Source organism: Corynebacterium sp. MSK004 (genome assembly GCF_030232515.1).
Classification (GTDB): Bacteria; Actinomycetota; Actinomycetes; order Mycobacteriales; family Mycobacteriaceae; genus Corynebacterium; species Corynebacterium hesseae.
Genome location: NZ_JASPKB010000001.1, coordinates 68,263 through 85,035 on the forward strand (window position 1 = coordinate 68,263; position 16,773 = coordinate 85,035).

The window sequence follows — 16,773 nt, forward strand, 5'->3', positions numbered from 1 at the left end:
CGGGCTGAGCGCCCGCCACCTACGATGGGCGGACATGGAACTCCTTCAGCATCTCTTGACCGCCGATGCCTCCGCTCCCCGCCTCAGCGTCTACAACGAAGCTGACGGCACCCGCATGGACTTCTCGGCGCAAACGCTGGAGAACTGGACCTCCAAGATTGCCAACATGCTGTTGGAAGAGCTCGACCTTGAGCCCGGCACCGATGCCCGCATCCTCATCGACCTTCCGGTGTCGTGGCAGGCTGCCGTCATTGCGCTTGGGGCACTAGCCGCGGGCATCCCCTTTGACATTACGGATGGTGCGGCTGCCCCAGAGCCGCACGTCGATGATGTCGCCGTAGTTTTCACCTCCCCGGAGGCCTACCTCGAGGCCACCGCCGGCTCGGCTTCTACCCCACTGGTCGACACGGTGCTGGTCACGCGAGATCCTTTTGGCCGCGGCGTTGTCGAAAGCGGCGGCGAGTTGCCGCTCGGCACCATCGACTTCGGCCCCACGGTGCGCTTTTATGGCGATCACTTCTATGGTTCTACCACTCCGCTTCCGAAGCTTTTCCCCACGGATTTGGGCGCTGAGCGCGTGTTGTCTCCAGGGTGGAGCGACACCGCCTCCTTCCAACGTGCTGTGTTAGAGCCACTGGCTGCGGGTGGCTCGGCCGTCATCGTGTCCGGATTGTGCTCGGCGGACCGCTTGGAGGAAATCGCGGCCAACGAGAAGGTCACTGTCCGCGCTTAAAGCTTGTCGTGAGATAGTAGAGCGATGTTCAGCTGGCTCTACGTCTTCATCGGCCTACTCATCCTTGTGGGCACAATCTGCCAGGGAACCATCGGATTCGGCCTGGGCACCATCGCCACCCCAATCTTGGCGCTGATTAAGCCGGAGCTTGTTCCCACGCTTATCCTCCTGCTGGCCTTCGTCATTTCAACCACGACAATGCTCAAGTCACGCTCAGCGGTGTCGTGGGACATCGTGGCCATTTCCTCCATCGCGCGAATACCCGGCTCCCTGCTCGGCGCGTGGGCCATTGCCTCCCTCTCCCACCGCGGGCTCTCCCTTTTCATCGGCTGCGCCGTCATCTTTGCCATGACCTTGTCTAGTCTTGGCTGGTCGCCGAAGCGAACCACCACCAACATCGCGGTCGCGGGTGCTGCTTCCGGGCTCCTGGGCACGTCCACCTCCATCGGTGGTCCACCCATGGCGTTAGTACTCAAAGGATACGACCCCACCCGTGTGCGCGGCACCCTGTCGGGCACGTTCATCATCGGCTCCACCATCTCGCTAGCCACCTTGGCCTTGAGCGGGCAAATCACCAGCCTGCAGCTCACCGCGGCCGCGGCCTACCTTCCGGTAGCCATCGTCGGCCTCATCGCTGCCGGATACCTCAACCGATTCATCAACGCCACGGTGCTCAACCGCATCGTCATCATCGTGGCCATCAGCGCGGCTGTGGCGCTCATTGTTGAGGGGCTGGTTGCTGCCTAGCGTCCGCGGCCTACTGCCACGACCACGCTCCGCACTGCCCGTTCTGCCAAAGTTCTCGCCTCCGACTCAAGATCTGGCAATAACTTTGTCAACTAGGGCAGTTGGGTGGCTCCGGGAAATCTGGCGGTTCCGGGTAATCGGGTGGCTCAGGCAAGTCGGGCGGCAGATACCCTAAGTGCTCGCTGTATTCCCAGGGCTTTGGCTTGGGCGGCAACACTCCCTCATGCCAGAAGCCGATGAATTTGAAGTAGCGCTTCTCGAAGTCCGGATTCCTGGCATTGGCTATCTGGTCGATGACATAGTCCAGATGATGTGCCACGCAATGACCTGTGTAGCGCAACGTGAGCCACCCAATCAGCGCACCCTCGTTGTTCTTCCAATGGTCTCGTAGCCATGCCTCTCGCTGGGAATGGAATTTCATCCCGTTGATTTCTACCGCAACCTTGAGCTCTGGGAGCACGATGTCCCAGGTGTAGTGGCCGATAACAACGTTGCACTCAACTTTGAGCCCACGCCTCTTCAGTCCCTTCGCCACCTTGACCTCCGCACCGGAATCCGTGAACAGGGCGGCTTGCTCCAGCATCCGTTGGCTTGCAACAGGGATGACATTGAGTGCTTCGCGGTGGCTGTCCAAGCGAGCACGCCCCGACTTCGAAGAATAGATAGATTCGAAGACGCGAATCCCCAGATCAGGACTAACGGACTTCATAGCGACAAGAGGATTAAGAATCCGGATCCCCGACAAAGTGACAAAACTAGTGACGCTCACCCGCGAGTGCACATAAAAGGTCGATGTCGGCATCCTCTCTGCACTAGCGAGCCTCAGCGGAAAAGTGACAGGCTCGCCAAGGAGTACCTGGGCAGCCGTTGTACCTGTCGCCTTAAGGTATGGACGGTGCTCCTGCAACAGCTTCAAAGCTCTAAAGGCTCGGGCCTGCCCCAGACGTAGATTCCCTTGGCGATTCTCGCAATCTCCCCACGGCTCACGCGAGTTGCAAGCGCGCCTTTAGATAGGCCGCGCACAACGCCATGGTTCATGTCATTCCCCCCCGGAAAGTTTGGCCTCCACGCTAACATGGCGCCCCGCCACATGCCGAGCAACTGCCCGTTCTGCCAAAGTTATAGCCTCTGATTCAAGATCTGGCCTGATCTTTGGCAACAACGACAGTTATGCCCACTGCAAACTAAGCAGACCCTAGCGAAGCGACCCCTCAATAAAACTGCGGAACCGCCGAGCAATCTGCGCTATCTCCTGCCCCGCGAAGTGGCCCGGGGACCATGCCGCCACCAGCGGCACACCGCCTAGAGCGCGCTCGCCATCAACGACATCAAAGCCCACCAGCCGCGCCGGCTGCAGCTCCGTCATTAAAGCTACGGCTCGCCCGGCACGCGCCAAGGCGCATAACGTCGCCGTATCATCGCACTCCACGTGCGAGCCCAGGGCATAGCCGGCCGTGCCCACGAAGGAATCCACCACCCCGCGGGACACGCTGCGCCGCGAGGGCAACGCCACATTTTCCTGCAGCAAGCGCTCGACCTCCACGCTTGTCGAACCCGCGCATTCCAGCACCAGCGGGTGCGTCGGCGGCGCCCAGGCGCGCACCGGAATCGTGCCCAGCGGCAAGGAAGCCACGTCATTGCCCGGCGGGATGGTAGCAATCACCATGTCGGCGGTTCCTTCCAGCGCCTCGAAGACGTCGTAGTGCGAGACCGGAGTCGTCGTAAGCAGAGGAATCGACGAGCCGGCGGCCTCTATAAACGGGGCGAGAAGCGTCGACATCGTCGTCGGCGTGGCCGCCACGCGCAGCGCCGGAATTCTGCCAGCCCGAAGTGCCTCCACCGCCTGCCCGGCGCGCGCGGATGCAGCGAGGAGGCGGCGGCAGGTGGGAATGAGGGCGTGCGCGGCATCGCTTAGCACGAGCGAGGAACCGGCCCGCACAAAGAGCTCAAGGTCCAGCTCTTTTTCAAAACGCCGCAGTTGGCGGCTCAACGCCGGTTGGGTAATTCCGAGGCGTGAGGCGGCAGCGGTCACCGTCCCGGCCTCAGCCACCGCGAGGAAATATTTGGCCTTCACCATGTCCATTCCCCTACTTTTACCAGCCCCCATGCCCTATATGCATGGCTTTAGAGCTTTAGCAACATTAGACAACATGACATCACCAAAGAATAATGAGACCACTACCACAACGAAGTCAGGGAGGTTCTCCATGTCACATGTCGGCGCCGCCATTGCCGCATCCCTTGCCGCGCACAATGTGCCCCGCGCATTCCTCGTACCCGGCGAAAGCTTCCTTCCCGTGTTGGACGGACTCTACGATTCCCCCGTCGAAGCCATCGTCTGCCGCCACGAAGGCGGCGCCACCTACATGGCCGAAGCCCAGGGCAAAGCCACCGGCCAGCCCGGCGTCGCCATGGTCACCCGCGGGCCCGGCGCGGCCAACGCCTACGTCGGCATCCACACCGCTTGGCAGGACGCTACCCCGCTCGTCCTCTTCGTCGGCCTCATCCCCACTTCGGACCGCGACCGCGAATCCTTCCAGGAATTCGATCCCAAGGCGTGGTTCGGCACCCAGGCCAAGCAGGTCTTCGTCCTCGACGATCCGGAGCGCGCCTCTCGCGTCGTGGCCGAAGCCTTCTTCCAGGCCCAGCAGGGCCGCCCCGGCCCCGTCATCGTGGGCCTGCCGGAAGATGTTCTCCACAAGGAGTTCACCGGCACCATCCACCCGCCCATCCCGGTTGCGGAAGGCGCGCTTTCCGACGATCACCTGGGCCTCCTCTCCCGCGAACTGAGCCACGCAGAGCGACCACTTATTTTCGCCGGCGGTCCGCGCTGGACCCCAGAGACCGCGGAGAAGATCACTCGCTTCGCCGAAGAGCACCGTATCCCGATCATTCAAGACTTCCGCGCCGCCGACCGCGTGCCTTTCGACTCCCCCGCCAACGCCGGCTGGCTCGGCTACGGCCGCGACCCCCGCGCGGCGCAACTTTTGGAAGCCGCCTCCCTCGTCATTGAAGTTGGTGCCGTTCTCGGTGATGTTCCTACCGACGGCTATACCCTGCGCCAGTCACCGCAGGCGCGCAACATCGCCATCAATCCCGACACCAGCCTGCGCGGGCACTCGGTACCCCTCGAGAGCCACATCGTGGCAAGCCCTGTGGCCTTCGCCAACACGCTGGACCGTCTAACCGTCGAGGGCACGGAGCAGCGCGGCGAGTGGTTTGATTCCGCGCACGCGAACCACCTCAACTTCGCCACCCTCCCCGAGCCCGCAGACTACCGTCCAGGCAAAGAGGGCACCGCCCACATGGAGGCCATCCTCGCAGCGCTCCACGAGCAGTTGCCCAAGGACTCGATCTACACCTTTGGCGCCGGCAACCACTGCATCTGGGCCCAACAGTTCTTGCGCTCGACGGTCTACCCCTCCCAGTTCAGCGTGCGCAACGGCTCGATGGGCTACTCCATCCCGGCCGCAGTTTCCACCAAGCTGCAGTTCCCGGAGCGCACCGTGGTCACCATTGCTGGCGATGGCGAATACCTCATGAACGGCCAGGAGCTGGCCACCGCGCTGCAATACGGCGCGCCTTTCCTCATCATCGTGATGTCCAATGGCGAGTTCGGAACCATCCGCGATCACCAGAAGAAGCACTTCCCCGATCGCGTTTCCGGCACGCAGCTGGTGAACCCGGATTTCGCGGCGGTTGCCCGCGGCTTCGGCGCCCACGGCGAGCTCGTCACCGATGACGCACAAGCACCAGAGGCAGTCGCGCGCGCTCTAGCCGCCATCGCCAACGACGGGGTACCGGCACTGATCAACGTCATCACCGATCAAGAACATTCCCTGCCTATTCCGCCCACCAACTAAAGGAGGCTCATCATGAGCTCTACCAACACTCCCCCAACAACCACGCCACCCACTACTGAGCTGAAGGAGGGCGAGCACATTGTGGGCGATGGGGTCGTCGCCAAGCAGCGCCCCGCCGCATCCACCGCATCGTGGATCATTACGCTCTTCGGTACCGCCGTGGGTGCCGGCATCCTCTTCCTGCCGCTCAACGCCGGTGGTTTCGGGTTCTGGCCGCTGGTCTTCGCCACGGTCTTCATCTTCCCGCTGGTGTTTTTCTCCCACCGCACCTACGCGCGCATCGTCGCGGGCGCCCCCAAAGAGGACCACGGCAAGGACATCCTCGAGCTGGTCTCGCAGTACCTGGGCAAGGGCCAAGGAATCGTCTTCGCGGTGCTGTATTGGATCACGGTCTTTTCCACGGTCCTGATTTACGGTGTCTCCATCACTAACGCGGTGGATAGCTTCATCGTCAACCAGCTGGGCGGGCCTTCGCTCGACCGGTGGCTACTGGCCATGCTCTGCGTCGGCGTCATGACCGGTGCCTTCGCCATCGGCCGCAAGCCCATGATTTGGCTGGCCCAGGTGCTGGTGTACCCGCTGATTATTGCGCTGGCCGTCACCTCCATTTACCTCATCCCGCGCTGGGACCTGCAAAGCTTCCTTCACTTTGATGACGGCTCGGATGGCTACGGCGGCATTTTCAAGGGAATTTTCCTCATCCTGCCGGTGCTGGTCTTCTCCTTCTCCCACATGGCAGCGCTGTCGCAATTCGCCCTCGATATGCAGCCGCAGTACGGCGAGAAGACCGAGAAGCGCGTCTCCCGCACGGAGTTCTACACCTCCATCCTGCTCGTGGTCTTCACCATGTTCTTCGTGTGGTCCTGTGTCCTCGCGCTCGGCGCCGACGGCATGAATGAGGCCCTCGAGCAAAACATCCCGGTGCTCTCCTACTTCGCCAACGTCACCGGCACGCCGTTCATGGCCTACATGGCGCCCATCGTGGTCATCTGCGCCATCGTCTCCTCTTACTTCGGCCACATGCTCGGCACAGAAGAAGGCACGGAGTACCTGCTGAAGAACGCCGCTCCGAAGCTGGCGGAGAAGGTCTCGCACCGCACGCTGCTCAACATCATTTATGTCATCGCCTTCGTGTGCACCACGCTCGTGGCGATCTTCAACCCCTCCATTATTTCCATGATTTCCGTGGTCTCCGGTGTCTTCGTGGCGTTCATCGTTTACCTGGTTCCGGTGTACATGTTCAAGAAGTTGGACGTGTACAAGCACTTCCGCAATGACCCGTGGAACTACTTCGTCTTCGGCATGGGCCTGCTGATTATGGCCGTGACCATCTGGGACATGATTTAGAAAGGACGTGATTATGCTACGCAATGATCTCTCGAGCTTCCCCGAGTACAAGGTGGGCAAGGACTTCCCCAACGCGCTCAAGCTCTCATCCAATGAGGTCCCCTTCCCGCCAGCTGAGGACATCATCGCCGCGGTTGCCGACGCCGCCCGCACCACCAACCGCTACCAACAGCCCGGCAGCCTGGAGCTCACCAATGCACTGTGCAACTACTTGGGCGTGCCGGCGGATAATATCTTCGTCTCCGCGGGCTCCACGCCCATCCTGCAGGCCACCATCTTGGCGTCCTGCCATACAGGCGATGAGGTCATCGTGCCCTGGCGCAGCTTTGAGGCCTATCCCCTGTACGTGCGCATGGCCGGCGCGGAACCGGTTCTGGTCCCACTCACGGAGGATTACCGCGTCGATCTGGAAGCAGTACTCGAGGCGCTAACGGAGAAGACCAAGCTCATCATCTTGTGCAACCCCAATAACCCGACGGGCACCGTGATTACCCGCGGTGAATTCCGCGCCTTCATGGACAGGGTGCCCAAGGACGTGGTCGTGCTGCTGGATGAGGCTTATTGGGAGTACAACGACGCCCCCGATACCCCGGATTCGGTGGAGGAATACCAGCGCTACCCCAACCTGCTCGGCGTGCGCACCTTCTCCAAGGCGTGGGGTTTGGCCGGCATGCGCGTGGGCTACGCGGTGGCGGGCGAAGAGATCATCAACGCGCTGCGTCTGCTCTCCCTGCCACTGACGGTGACCGCCATGGCGGAAACCGCCGCCGTGGAGGTGCTCAAGCGCCACGACGAGCTTGCCGACGCCGTCGAGATCACCAAAGCACAGCGCGACCGCGTCTGCGCGGAGCTGGGGGCTGAGAAGTCCTACGGCAACTTCGTCTGGCTGCCGCGCGCGGATGCCGCGGAGGTGGAAACGAAGATGCTCGATGAAGGCGTGGTCATCCGCCGCTACCTCGACGAAGGCGTGCGCGTGTCCATCACTGATGAGGCCGAGACTACGCAGTTCTTGGAGGCCTGGCGGCGCGCGGGCATTGAGCCTTGGAGGGGCTAGCCATTCTTCTCGTCGGGGAGATCTGACAGGAGGGCTTCAAGGCCTAAGCGGAACGGCTCGTCGGCATAGGGATTCCTCTGAGCCTGGCTCTCTGCCATGGAGGCGTCCGGTGAGAAAGCACCGCGCGCATCGGCCAGTGCCGGTGCGCGCGCCTCACTATCCACCGGAAGGTCAAAGATGTCTTCGGGGGCGTGGACATCGTAAGCACTGCCATAAATGAAGGATTCCAATGCCACGATGCGCGGCATGATGGCCGAGCGCGGAAGACCAGTCAGCTTCAAAACTCGGGCTAGTACCTCGTACATTTCAACCGTACGAGGTGCTCCAGAAATAGGTGTCAACGCAATAATCCGCACGAGCGGAACATGCCGTGCGCAGACATCGCGGTAGGACGTTGCCCAACGTATGAGTGCATCGCGGGGTGAGAGTGTCGGGGTGGCCTCCAATACGGCATACAAGGAACTGCATTCCACTTGCTCCATGACGGCATCTTCGATCAGCGCGAGCAAGTCATCTTTCCCCGAAAGGTGGTTGTACAACGCGCTGGTTCCCACGTTTAGACGGCGGGCAATGCGCGCCATTGTGAGTTTTTCATATCCTTCTTCCCCCACAATGGTGAGCGCAGCCTTAGCGATTTTTTCGCGCGTAACCAGCGCTTTATGGGGACGACCTTTAGACCGATGTGAATTCCCAGCTTCAAAACCTTGTCTCACGTTACGTTCCTTCTGTACAGTGATACGAGACACAAAATGAATGATGTTCATTTTGCCACACCTGCCCCTTCATCGTCCCATAGGAACGGAGACACCTTCATGACTTCACTCGTCAATCCAGACAATCCCGTTATCGAGCGCGATGTCGTCGTTATCGGCGCCGGCCCCGCTGGCCTCATGGCCGCACATACCCTAAAGAAGAAGGGCCTGAGCGTAGCCGTCCTGGAAGCTCGCGAGCGCGTCGGTGGCCGTACTTGGAACGGCAAGGTCAAGGATGCACAGGGAGTCGAGCACTTCGTAGAGCTCGGAGGCCAGTGGATCTCCCCCGACCAGACCCGCCTCATCGAGCTCGTTGATGAACTCGGCCTCGAAACTTTCTCCCGCTACCGCGAGGGCAAGTCGATCTACGTCTCCCCTGATGGCACCCGCCACGAGTACGAAGGCACCGTATTCCCAGCCGATGAGAAGACCATTGCTGAGATGGACCGCCTCATCAAGATCATGGATGAACTCGCAGCGGAAATGGACCCGGCAAACCCTTGGTCCCACCCGCGCGCCAAAGAGCTAGACTCCATCTCTTTCCGCTCTTGGCTTGAGGAGCTTTCCGACGACACTGAAGCCATCGACAACGTTTCGATTTATGTGGCGTCCGGCATGCTGACCAAGCCCTCTTACACGTTCTCCACTCTTCAAGCAGTGCTCATGGCTTGCTCCGCAGGCTCCTTCAGCAACCTTGTGGACGAGGACTTCATCCTGGATAAGCGCGTCGTCGGCGGTATGCAGTCCGTTTCCTTAACTCTTGCCAAGGGCTTGGGCGACGATGTCCACCTCGGCACTCCTGTGCGCGAGCTTCACTGGGCGGAGCCGGATGCATCTACCGCGGACGAACTCAACAACATCAAGGCAGATGTTCGCAACGGTGTCGCGGGTAATGGCGAGGCTGGAAACGTTACCGCCATTTCGGAGAAGGTCACTGTCAAGGCCCGTTTCGCTGTCCTTGCTGTTCCGCCAAACCTGTACAACCGCATCTCCTTCGTCCCGCCGATGCCGCGCGACCAGCAGATTGCGCACCAGCACATCTCCATGGGACTGGTTATCAAGGTCCATGCCATCTACGACACCCCGTTCTGGCGCGAAGAAGGACTCTCCGGCACCGGCTTTGGTGGCGGCCGCCTCGTTCAGGAGGTTTACGACAACACCAATTACGGCAAGAATTTTGCCGAATCTACCGCAGATAAGGAAGACACCTACGGCACCCTCGTGGGCTTTGTCTCCGACGTTTATGCAGAGGAGATGTGGCACCTGCCGACTGAAGAGCGCAAAGAACGCATTCTCGACGCCATGGCAGATTACCTTGGCCCAAAGACCAAAGAGCCCATCGCTTTCTACTTGTCCGACATGGCAGCCGAAGAGTGGACGCGTGGCGCCTACGCTACCTCCTATGATCTCGGTGGACTCTCGCGCTGGGGGCACCTCCAGAATCAGCCGACCGGCCCCATCTACTACGCATGCTCCGACATCGCTGCGGAAGGTTACCAGCACGTCGACGGCGCAGTACGCCAGGGCGAGATTGCAGCATTAGCCATCGCAGAGCAAGCAGCGAAGGCTTAAACATGGCTCCCGCAAGTTTCCCTCGCCGCAGCACTAGTGGTTGCATCCTCGTGGGCTACGTCGCTACCGATTTCGGCAAAGACGCGTTGCGCTTAGGAATTGCTCTCGCAAAAGAGCGCAACGTGCACCTCGAACTCGTTATGGTAGCCCCCGCGCATAGCTCCTTCTCGGGCGTTTACCCGCACGACCGTGGCTATGACTCCATTGTGGAGGAACAAATCGCTGGATGGCTGGAGGAGGCTCTCGCGGAGGTTCCTGAAGAAATCACTGCAACCGCACGCATCGTGACGGGAGATTCCGAAGCTGCCGCGCTCTGCGAAACTGCGGAGACCCTTGGTGCTGACTTGCTCGTCGTTGGTGCCCGGAAGGGCGGCCTCTTCGGACGTTTCCAGATGGGTTCTGCGGTCAATGCGCTCTTGCACTCTGCCCCTGTTCCTGTCGCGCTTGCACCACGCGGATACTCCTACCCAGGCCCTATCACTCGAGTCACAACCTTCTTCGGTCCTCGCCGTGGCACCTCCGACGTCATTGCGATCGGCCTTGATCGTGCGCGTCGCCGTGAGATTCCCTTGCGGCTCGTTTCGCTCGTCCTAAGCGGTGAGTCTGACATGCATGGGCTCGGAACCGACGTGCCCAGTGCGCTCAATGCTTATGCCAACCGAAAACTGGCTGACTCCGCCCAACACATGCTTGACGCCGGGCACGCCACCACCGAGGTGGCCTCTGGCAAGGATGTCAGCACTGCGTTGGAAAAGCTGAACTGGCAAGACGGGGAAATCGCCGTTGTCGGTTCCTCCCGCATGGCCGTTCCTGGACGCCTCTTCTTAGGCTCAACAGCGTCTCGAATGCTCCGCTTGATCCCAGTCCCCATGATTGTTGTGCCCGCCGGCTACATGCAGGCCGGCGAAGAAAACAATCTTTTATCGAAAGGTGGTGACAACACATGACCACCACGACCCCTTCGACGCCAACCACCCACTCGGTAAATGAGACAGCGTCGAACAAAGGCCTAGCTACGGGCCGCGTCGGATTGCTTGGCGCAGTAGTCATTGGCGTCAGTTGCATCGCCCCTACCTATACGCTGACCTCCGGTATTGGCCCAACGATTTCAGCTGTGGGCCAATACGTCCCGGCAGTGCTGTTGCTGGGCTTTATCCCCATGCTGCTTGTAGCGTTTGCCTACCGCGAGCTCAACAACGCAGTCCCTGATTCAGGTACTTCCTTCACGTGGGCTACAAAAGCCTTCGGCCCGTGGGCCGGCTGGATGGGAGGATGGGGGCTTATCACCGCCACGATTCTGGTGCTATCAAACCTGGCGGCGGTGGCCGTCGATTTCTTCTATCTACTTCTTGGCCAGCTCTTCAACAACCCGGCTATTAGGGATCTAACCCGGAACCTGTGGGTTAATATCCCGACTACCTTCGTCTTTATCGCTATCGCGGGCTACATCTCTTACCGCGGCCTCGACTCAACACAAAAGCTGCAGTATGTACTCGTAGCGATTCAGATTGCTGCCATTGTGCTTTTCGACGTCGTCGCAATCCACAACGCCTATAACAACGGCGGATTCGACTTCACACCGATTTCGCTCGAATGGTTCAACCCGGTTGGCATCGGTAGCTTTTCCCTCATTGCTGCGGGCATCTCACTGTCCATCTTCATGTTCTGGGGATGGGACGTAACCCTCACGATGAACGAGGAAACGAAGAACCCCGAAAAGACGCCGGGTCGTGCAGCTACGATCACGGTGCTCATCATCATCGCGCTGTATATCCTCACCGCGCTGGCAGTCATCACTTGGGCCGGCACAGGTGCCACAGGCCTGGGCGCTGGTAATCCAGAAAACCAGGAATCGATTTTCGCGGCGCTTTCAGAGCCTGTCTTGGGCAAGGCCTCGATCCTGATTTATATCGCGGTTCTGTCCTCTTCCTTCGCCTCCCTGCAGTCCACGATGGTGGGCCCCGCCCGCACCTTGCTGGCTATGGGCTACTACCGCGCTTTGCCGCCGGTGTTCGCAAAGATCAGCCCCCGCTTCCGTACACCGTCGACGGCCACCATTGTTTCCGCTGCAGCAGCAGCCGTGTTCTACGCGGTAACCCGCCTTATTTCGGAAAACGCGCTATGGGACACCATCGCTACGATGGGCCTCATGGTCTGTTTCTACTATGGAATTACGGCCGTGGCCTGCATCTGGTACTTCCGAACCGAACTGTTTAGCTCGATGCATAACATCGTGTTCAAGTTCCTCTTCCCCACTGTGGGCGGCGGATTCTTGCTCATGATGTTCTTCATCACTGCATTCGATTCCATGGATCCGTCCTACGGATCCGGGTCTGAAATCGGTGGTATCGGCATGGTCTTCATATTGAGCGTCGCTGTCTTAGGACTCGGCGTATTCATCATGCTGTTCACTCGCTTTGCCCATCCAGGATTCTTCAAGGGCGAAACCCTCACGCGAATTTCCTCGCGCGACGACGACCAGCAACCGCTGGTCTAACTACACACGAGAAAAGGAGTAATCAATGTCCAACACCTATCGCGTACAGAACCCCGTAACCAATGAGGTAGTCGAAACCTTCGATACCGCTACCGACGCTGAAGTCGAAGCAGCACTGGCAAAGTCCGCCGCGGCTTATAAAGAGTGGTCTGCACGCCCCATCTCTGAGCGCGCAGAAATCATGACCCGCGTCAGCGAGCTCTTCGAGGAGCGCAAGGAAGAACTAGCCCAGATCGCCGGCGAGGAGATGGGCAAGTTCCACTCCGAGGGCATCGAGGAAGCTGAGTTCTCTTCCGCCATTATCAAGTACTACGCCGATAACGGCGCAGACTTCACCAAGGACCAAGAGATCCCAACTGCCTCCAACGGCACGGCAGTCATCCGCCGCCTGCCTATCGGCCCACTGCTCGGCATCATGCCGTGGAATTTCCCCTACTACCAGATCGCCCGCTTCGTGGCACCCAACCTGATGCTGGGCAACACCATCATTCTCAAGGACGCGGAAATCTGTCCGCGCTCGGCCCTCGCCGTTCAGAAGATCATGGATGACGCTGGCGTTCCTGAAGGCGTGTACAACAACGTCTTTGCTTCCCACGACCAGATTTCCACCATCATCGCGGACTCTCGCATCCAAGGTGTATCTCTTACCGGTTCTGAGCGCGCAGGCTCCATCATCGGCGCGCAAGCCGGCGAAAACCTCAAGAAGGCTGTTCTCGAGCTCGGCGGCTCTGACCCGTATGTCCTGCTCGATACTGACGACGTCAAGGCAGCTGCGGAGCTGGCATGGGGCACGCGTATGTACAACACCGGCCAGGCCTGCAACTCGAACAAGCGCATGATTGTCATGGAAGACATCTACGACGAGTTCGTCGCTGAGCTCGAGCGCCTCGCCAACGCTGCAGTAAAGTCCACTCCGGACAACCAGACTGAAGGCGCATACTCTGCGCTGTCCTCCCGTGAGGCAGCCGAAAAGCTGCGTGACCAGCTGGACCGTGCCGTTGCTGCCGGTGCTAACTTGCGTGCAGGCGGCGAGCTCTCTGCGGAAGGTGCTTACGTCTCCCCTGCTGTCATCACCGATATCCCGGTTGGCTCCGATATTTACTACGAGGAGTTCTTCGGCCCAGTCGCGACCGTTTACAAGGTAAGCAGCGACGAAGAAGCCCTCGATTTGGCTAATAACACCCAGTACGGCCTCGGCGGCACCGTGTTCTCCCAGGACACCGAGCGTGCCGCCGCTGTCTCCCGCCGTCTCGAGTGCGGCATGGCCAATGTCAACACTCCCGCAGGCGAAGGCGAAGAAATGCCATTCGGTGGCGTAAAGCGCTCCGGCTTTGGCCGCGAGCTCGGCCCACTTGGCATGGATGAGTTCGTTAATAAGCAGCTCTACTACGTGGAGAAGTAGCCCGAAATAGATCACCAAAAGGGTGTTGGATTATCGACGGATAATCCAACACCCTTTTAGTTCACTTTGCTGAGGTTAAGCCCAACCCGCCGGCACCAGCCCGACGATCGAAATGATCGAATAAATGAAAGCCAAGAAATACACCACGATGATGGTTGCCTGAATAACCGGGTGCGCAAGACCACCCACGGTCCAGCCGGGATCGCGGTCGCCCTTCTTGCGGGAGGCGTGCAGCAGCATCACCGGGATGACGGACATGATGGCACCCGCAAAGCCGCCCGCATAGGACAGCGCCGCAACGAAGCCGCCGAGGCCTGCAATCGAGATCACCAGTGGCGGTACCACCGTCAGCGCCACCGCGACGATGCGCTGCCCCTTCACACCTTCCCAGTGGAAGATGTCGAGGACGTTGCGCATGGTGGTGAAGCCAATCGCCAGGAATGACGTCAGCATGGCCGCCAGGGCAAAAATGTTGGCCAAGTAGTAGGCAACCGGGCCCAGTGCCTCACCCCAGGCAATGGTCACCACTTCGGTGACTTCCATACCGAGAAGGCCGAGGGCTGCAAATGGAACCAGCGCCAGGGTAAAGCCCGTGATGACCATGCCGACGACGATCGCGCGCGCGGTCTCCTGCGGCTTCGACGGATCCATCCCCTGGACCAGCTCCGGAACCACATACTGCGCCAGGAAGGAGAACACCGCCAGGTTCAGAATCGGGACGATGAAGAAGGGGTGAAGAACCAATAGGTTTTCCACCTTGATACCTGGTCCCAGGATGGTCCATCCGCAGAGGACAGCGATGATGATGGCCATACCGGCGGTAACGGCGCCCTCAGTGGCACCCGTGGTGTGCAGACCGCGGTACATCACCCACGAGCCAAACCCAAAGAAGATCAACGTGCCCAGAAGCGGCGGCAGGCCGAAAATGTTGTTGATCAAGTCACCGGAGCCGGCAGCATAGGCAATGAGCGCACCGATACCGTTGACGATGATGGCGACGAAGACCAGCCACCGCCCCCACTGCCCCAGGTAGTGTTCGGCCAGTCCCGAGACTTGCAGTGTGGCCTTGGTGCGCATGGCGGACTCCGCCACGTACAACATGGAAATGGTCGTGAGCGTGCCAGCCACGAGCAGGGCGATGACGAGCGCGAGGAATCCACCGTTGCGAGCGGCATAAGGAATGGAGAGAACTCCAGCGCCGATGTTGGTGCCGAAGATGAGGGCGATGCCCTGCACGAAGGACAGGGCGGGCTTGAATTCCTTCGTGGATTCATCCTTCTGAGGCACAGAAATGTTGTTGGACAAAGACTTCTCCGATGACTATTAAATGGCTATTAAAACGTGAACTCACCCGGCCATCGCCGGGTGAGAACTGCATTCGCCTTACTTGAATTCGTTGAACTGCTTGACGACGACCTGCAGCGCCTCACGCCACAGGTCCTCCGGGATGGCCAGGGAAGGCAGGAAGCGAATGACATTGTGGTCCAGGCCGCACGTCAGCAGCAGGACGCCCTCGGCCTTGGCACCGTCAGCAATCTTGTGCACCAGCTCGGAGTCCGGCTCGCCCTCAGCGGTAACAAACTCGAGGGCAAGCATGGCGCCGCGGCCGCGGAACTCGGCCACGCGCTCATCGCCCAGGATGGGCTCCAGCTCCTCGCGGGCGACCTTCTCCAGGTTCTGAGCACGCGCACCGAAGTCCTTCTCCTCAAACTCCTTGAAGGTTGCCAGCGCAGCCGCGCACGCCACCGGGTTACCGGTGTAGGTACCGCCCAGGCCACCAGGCTGCGGGGTATCCATGATTTCCGCACGGCCGGTCACTGCGGACAGCGGCATGCCGGAGGCAATGCCCTTCGCAATGGTCACCATGTCCGGCACGATGCCCTCGTGGTCGGAAGCGAACCAGGTACCGGTGCGCATCATGCCCGCCTGGATCTCGTCGATGATGAAGACGACGTCATTGTCGTTGCACCACTTCTGGATTGCTGCGAGGTAGCCCTCGGCCGGAACGACGAATCCGCCCTCACCCTGAATCGGCTCGGCAACGACGCAGGCCAGGTTGGTCGCGCCGACTTCCTGCTCGATCATGGTGATGGTCTTCTTGGCGGCCTCGGCACCACTCAGACCATCGCGCAGCGGGTAGGACATCGGTGCGCGGTAGATCTCCGGGGCGAAGGGACCGAAGCCGTTCTTGTAGGGCGATTGCTTGGCGGTCATCGCCATGGTCAGGTTGGTGCGGCCGTGGAAGGCGCGGTCCATGACCACCACACCACGCTTGCCGGTGTAGTTGCGGGCAATCTTTACTGCGTTCTCGACGGCCTCCGCGCCGGAGTTGAACAGCGCAGTCTTCTTCGGGTGGTCACCCGGGGTGACCTCGTTGAGCTTTTCTGCCACGGCCACGTAGGACTCATAAGGAGAAACGGTGAAGGAGGTGTGGGTGAAGTGCGCGACGGCCTCCTGGACCGCGGCCACGACGGCCGGGTTCGAAGCGCCAGCGGAGGTCACGGCGATGCCGGAGGCAAGGTCGATGAAGCGGTTGCCGTCGGCGTCGGCAAGAATGCCGCCATCGGCATCCACTACGTAACCCGGAAGCGACGGCGCCATGCCCGCGGGGAGGGCGTTCTTGCGGCGCTCATCCAGGGCGGCGCTCTTCGGGCCCGGGACCTGCTGGCCCAGGTGGCGAGACTGCTCAATGTGGTACTGAAGTTCCTGCATGATCTTCCTTTTGTGCTCGGATGAATAGTGTGCCCCTTAGTGTGGTCTCCACCACCCTCCGCACACTATGGACGAGATGTATAAATTTCCTCCC

General features: G+C 60.3%; 14 protein-coding genes. 9 read left to right on the forward strand and 5 right to left on the reverse strand.

Annotation, left to right across the window (positions count from 1 at the left end):
* The first annotated feature begins 34 nt into the window (after positions 1 to 34).
* A complete protein-coding gene (locus QP999_RS00330) occupies positions 35 to 733 on the forward strand; it encodes a TIGR03089 family protein (RefSeq protein WP_070564858.1) in 699 nt (232 codons plus the stop codon).
* A 24-nt stretch (positions 734 to 757) separates the two neighbouring features.
* The gene (locus QP999_RS00335; protein ID WP_070564855.1) at positions 758 to 1,480 is read left to right on the forward strand and encodes a sulfite exporter TauE/SafE family protein; all 723 of its coding nucleotides are present in this window, start codon (positions 758 to 760) and stop codon (positions 1,478 to 1,480) included.
* Positions 1,481 to 1,568: 88 nt separating this feature from the next.
* On the opposite strand, the gene QP999_RS00340 is transcribed toward QP999_RS00335, so the two are convergent.
* Together QP999_RS00340 and QP999_RS00345 are read right to left on the reverse strand one after the other, a co-directional pair.
* The gene (locus QP999_RS00340) at positions 1,569 to 2,189 is read right to left on the reverse strand and encodes an endonuclease domain-containing protein (RefSeq protein ID WP_246818411.1); all 621 of its coding nucleotides are present in this window, start codon (positions 2,187 to 2,189) and stop codon (positions 1,569 to 1,571) included.
* A 486-nt stretch (positions 2,190 to 2,675) separates the two neighbouring features.
* Positions 2,676 to 3,557: a LysR family transcriptional regulator gene (locus QP999_RS00345; protein WP_284847337.1), complete on the reverse strand. Its 882-nt coding sequence runs from the start codon at positions 3,555 to 3,557 to the stop codon at positions 2,676 to 2,678.
* A 130-nt stretch (positions 3,558 to 3,687) separates the two neighbouring features.
* On the opposite strand from QP999_RS00345, the gene QP999_RS00350 reads away from it, so the two are divergent.
* From QP999_RS00350 to QP999_RS00360, 3 genes are read left to right on the forward strand one after another with little or no spacing between them, the layout of a single operon-like run.
* Complete coding sequence (locus tag QP999_RS00350; protein WP_070565236.1) at positions 3,688 to 5,343, forward strand: thiamine pyrophosphate-dependent enzyme; 1,656 nt, start codon at positions 3,688 to 3,690, stop codon at positions 5,341 to 5,343.
* Positions 5,344 to 5,355: 12 nt separating this feature from the next.
* Positions 5,356 to 6,690, forward strand: a complete 1,335-nt coding sequence (locus tag QP999_RS00355) for an aromatic amino acid transport family protein (protein ID WP_070565234.1) — start codon at positions 5,356 to 5,358, stop codon at positions 6,688 to 6,690.
* Positions 6,691 to 6,703: 13 nt separating this feature from the next.
* A complete protein-coding gene (locus QP999_RS00360; protein WP_070565231.1) occupies positions 6,704 to 7,744 on the forward strand; it encodes a histidinol-phosphate transaminase in 1,041 nt (346 codons plus the stop codon).
* On the opposite strand, the gene QP999_RS00365 is transcribed toward QP999_RS00360, so the two are convergent.
* Complete coding sequence (locus tag QP999_RS00365) at positions 7,741 to 8,490, reverse strand: TetR/AcrR family transcriptional regulator (protein ID WP_350309527.1); 750 nt, start codon at positions 8,488 to 8,490, stop codon at positions 7,741 to 7,743. The two genes, QP999_RS00360 and QP999_RS00365, sit on opposite strands and share 4 nt — an antisense overlap.
* A 66-nt stretch (positions 8,491 to 8,556) precedes the next feature.
* Here QP999_RS00365 and QP999_RS00370 point away from each other — a divergent pair, with 66 nt between their 5' ends.
* From QP999_RS00370 to QP999_RS00385, 4 genes are read left to right on the forward strand one after another with little or no spacing between them, the layout of a single operon-like run.
* On the forward strand, positions 8,557 to 10,068 hold the full coding sequence (locus QP999_RS00370; protein ID WP_284847338.1) for a flavin monoamine oxidase family protein: 1,512 nt from the start codon (positions 8,557 to 8,559) through the stop codon (positions 10,066 to 10,068).
* Positions 10,069 to 10,070: 2 nt separating this feature from the next.
* Positions 10,071 to 11,015 carry a universal stress protein gene (locus QP999_RS00375; RefSeq protein WP_070565221.1) on the forward strand — a complete coding sequence of 315 codons (945 nt, stop codon included), beginning with the start codon at positions 10,071 to 10,073 and terminating at the stop codon, positions 11,013 to 11,015.
* On the forward strand, positions 11,012 to 12,565 hold the full coding sequence (locus QP999_RS00380) for an APC family permease (protein WP_070565218.1): 1,554 nt from the start codon (positions 11,012 to 11,014) through the stop codon (positions 12,563 to 12,565). The genes QP999_RS00375 and QP999_RS00380 overlap by 4 nt, the downstream gene beginning before the upstream one ends.
* A 25-nt stretch (positions 12,566 to 12,590) precedes the next feature.
* A complete protein-coding gene (locus QP999_RS00385) occupies positions 12,591 to 13,967 on the forward strand; it encodes an NAD-dependent succinate-semialdehyde dehydrogenase (protein WP_284847339.1) in 1,377 nt (458 codons plus the stop codon).
* Between the two features lie 75 nt (positions 13,968 to 14,042).
* On the opposite strand, the gene QP999_RS00390 is transcribed toward QP999_RS00385, so the two are convergent.
* Together QP999_RS00390 and gabT are read right to left on the reverse strand one after the other, a co-directional pair.
* A complete protein-coding gene (locus QP999_RS00390) occupies positions 14,043 to 15,272 on the reverse strand; it encodes an aromatic amino acid transport family protein (RefSeq protein WP_070565212.1) in 1,230 nt (409 codons plus the stop codon).
* Between the two features lie 78 nt (positions 15,273 to 15,350).
* Entirely contained in the window at positions 15,351 to 16,679 is a 1,329-nt protein-coding gene (gene gabT / locus QP999_RS00395; RefSeq protein WP_070565209.1) for a 4-aminobutyrate--2-oxoglutarate transaminase, read from the reverse strand.
* Between the last annotated feature and the right edge of the window lie 94 nt (positions 16,680 to 16,773).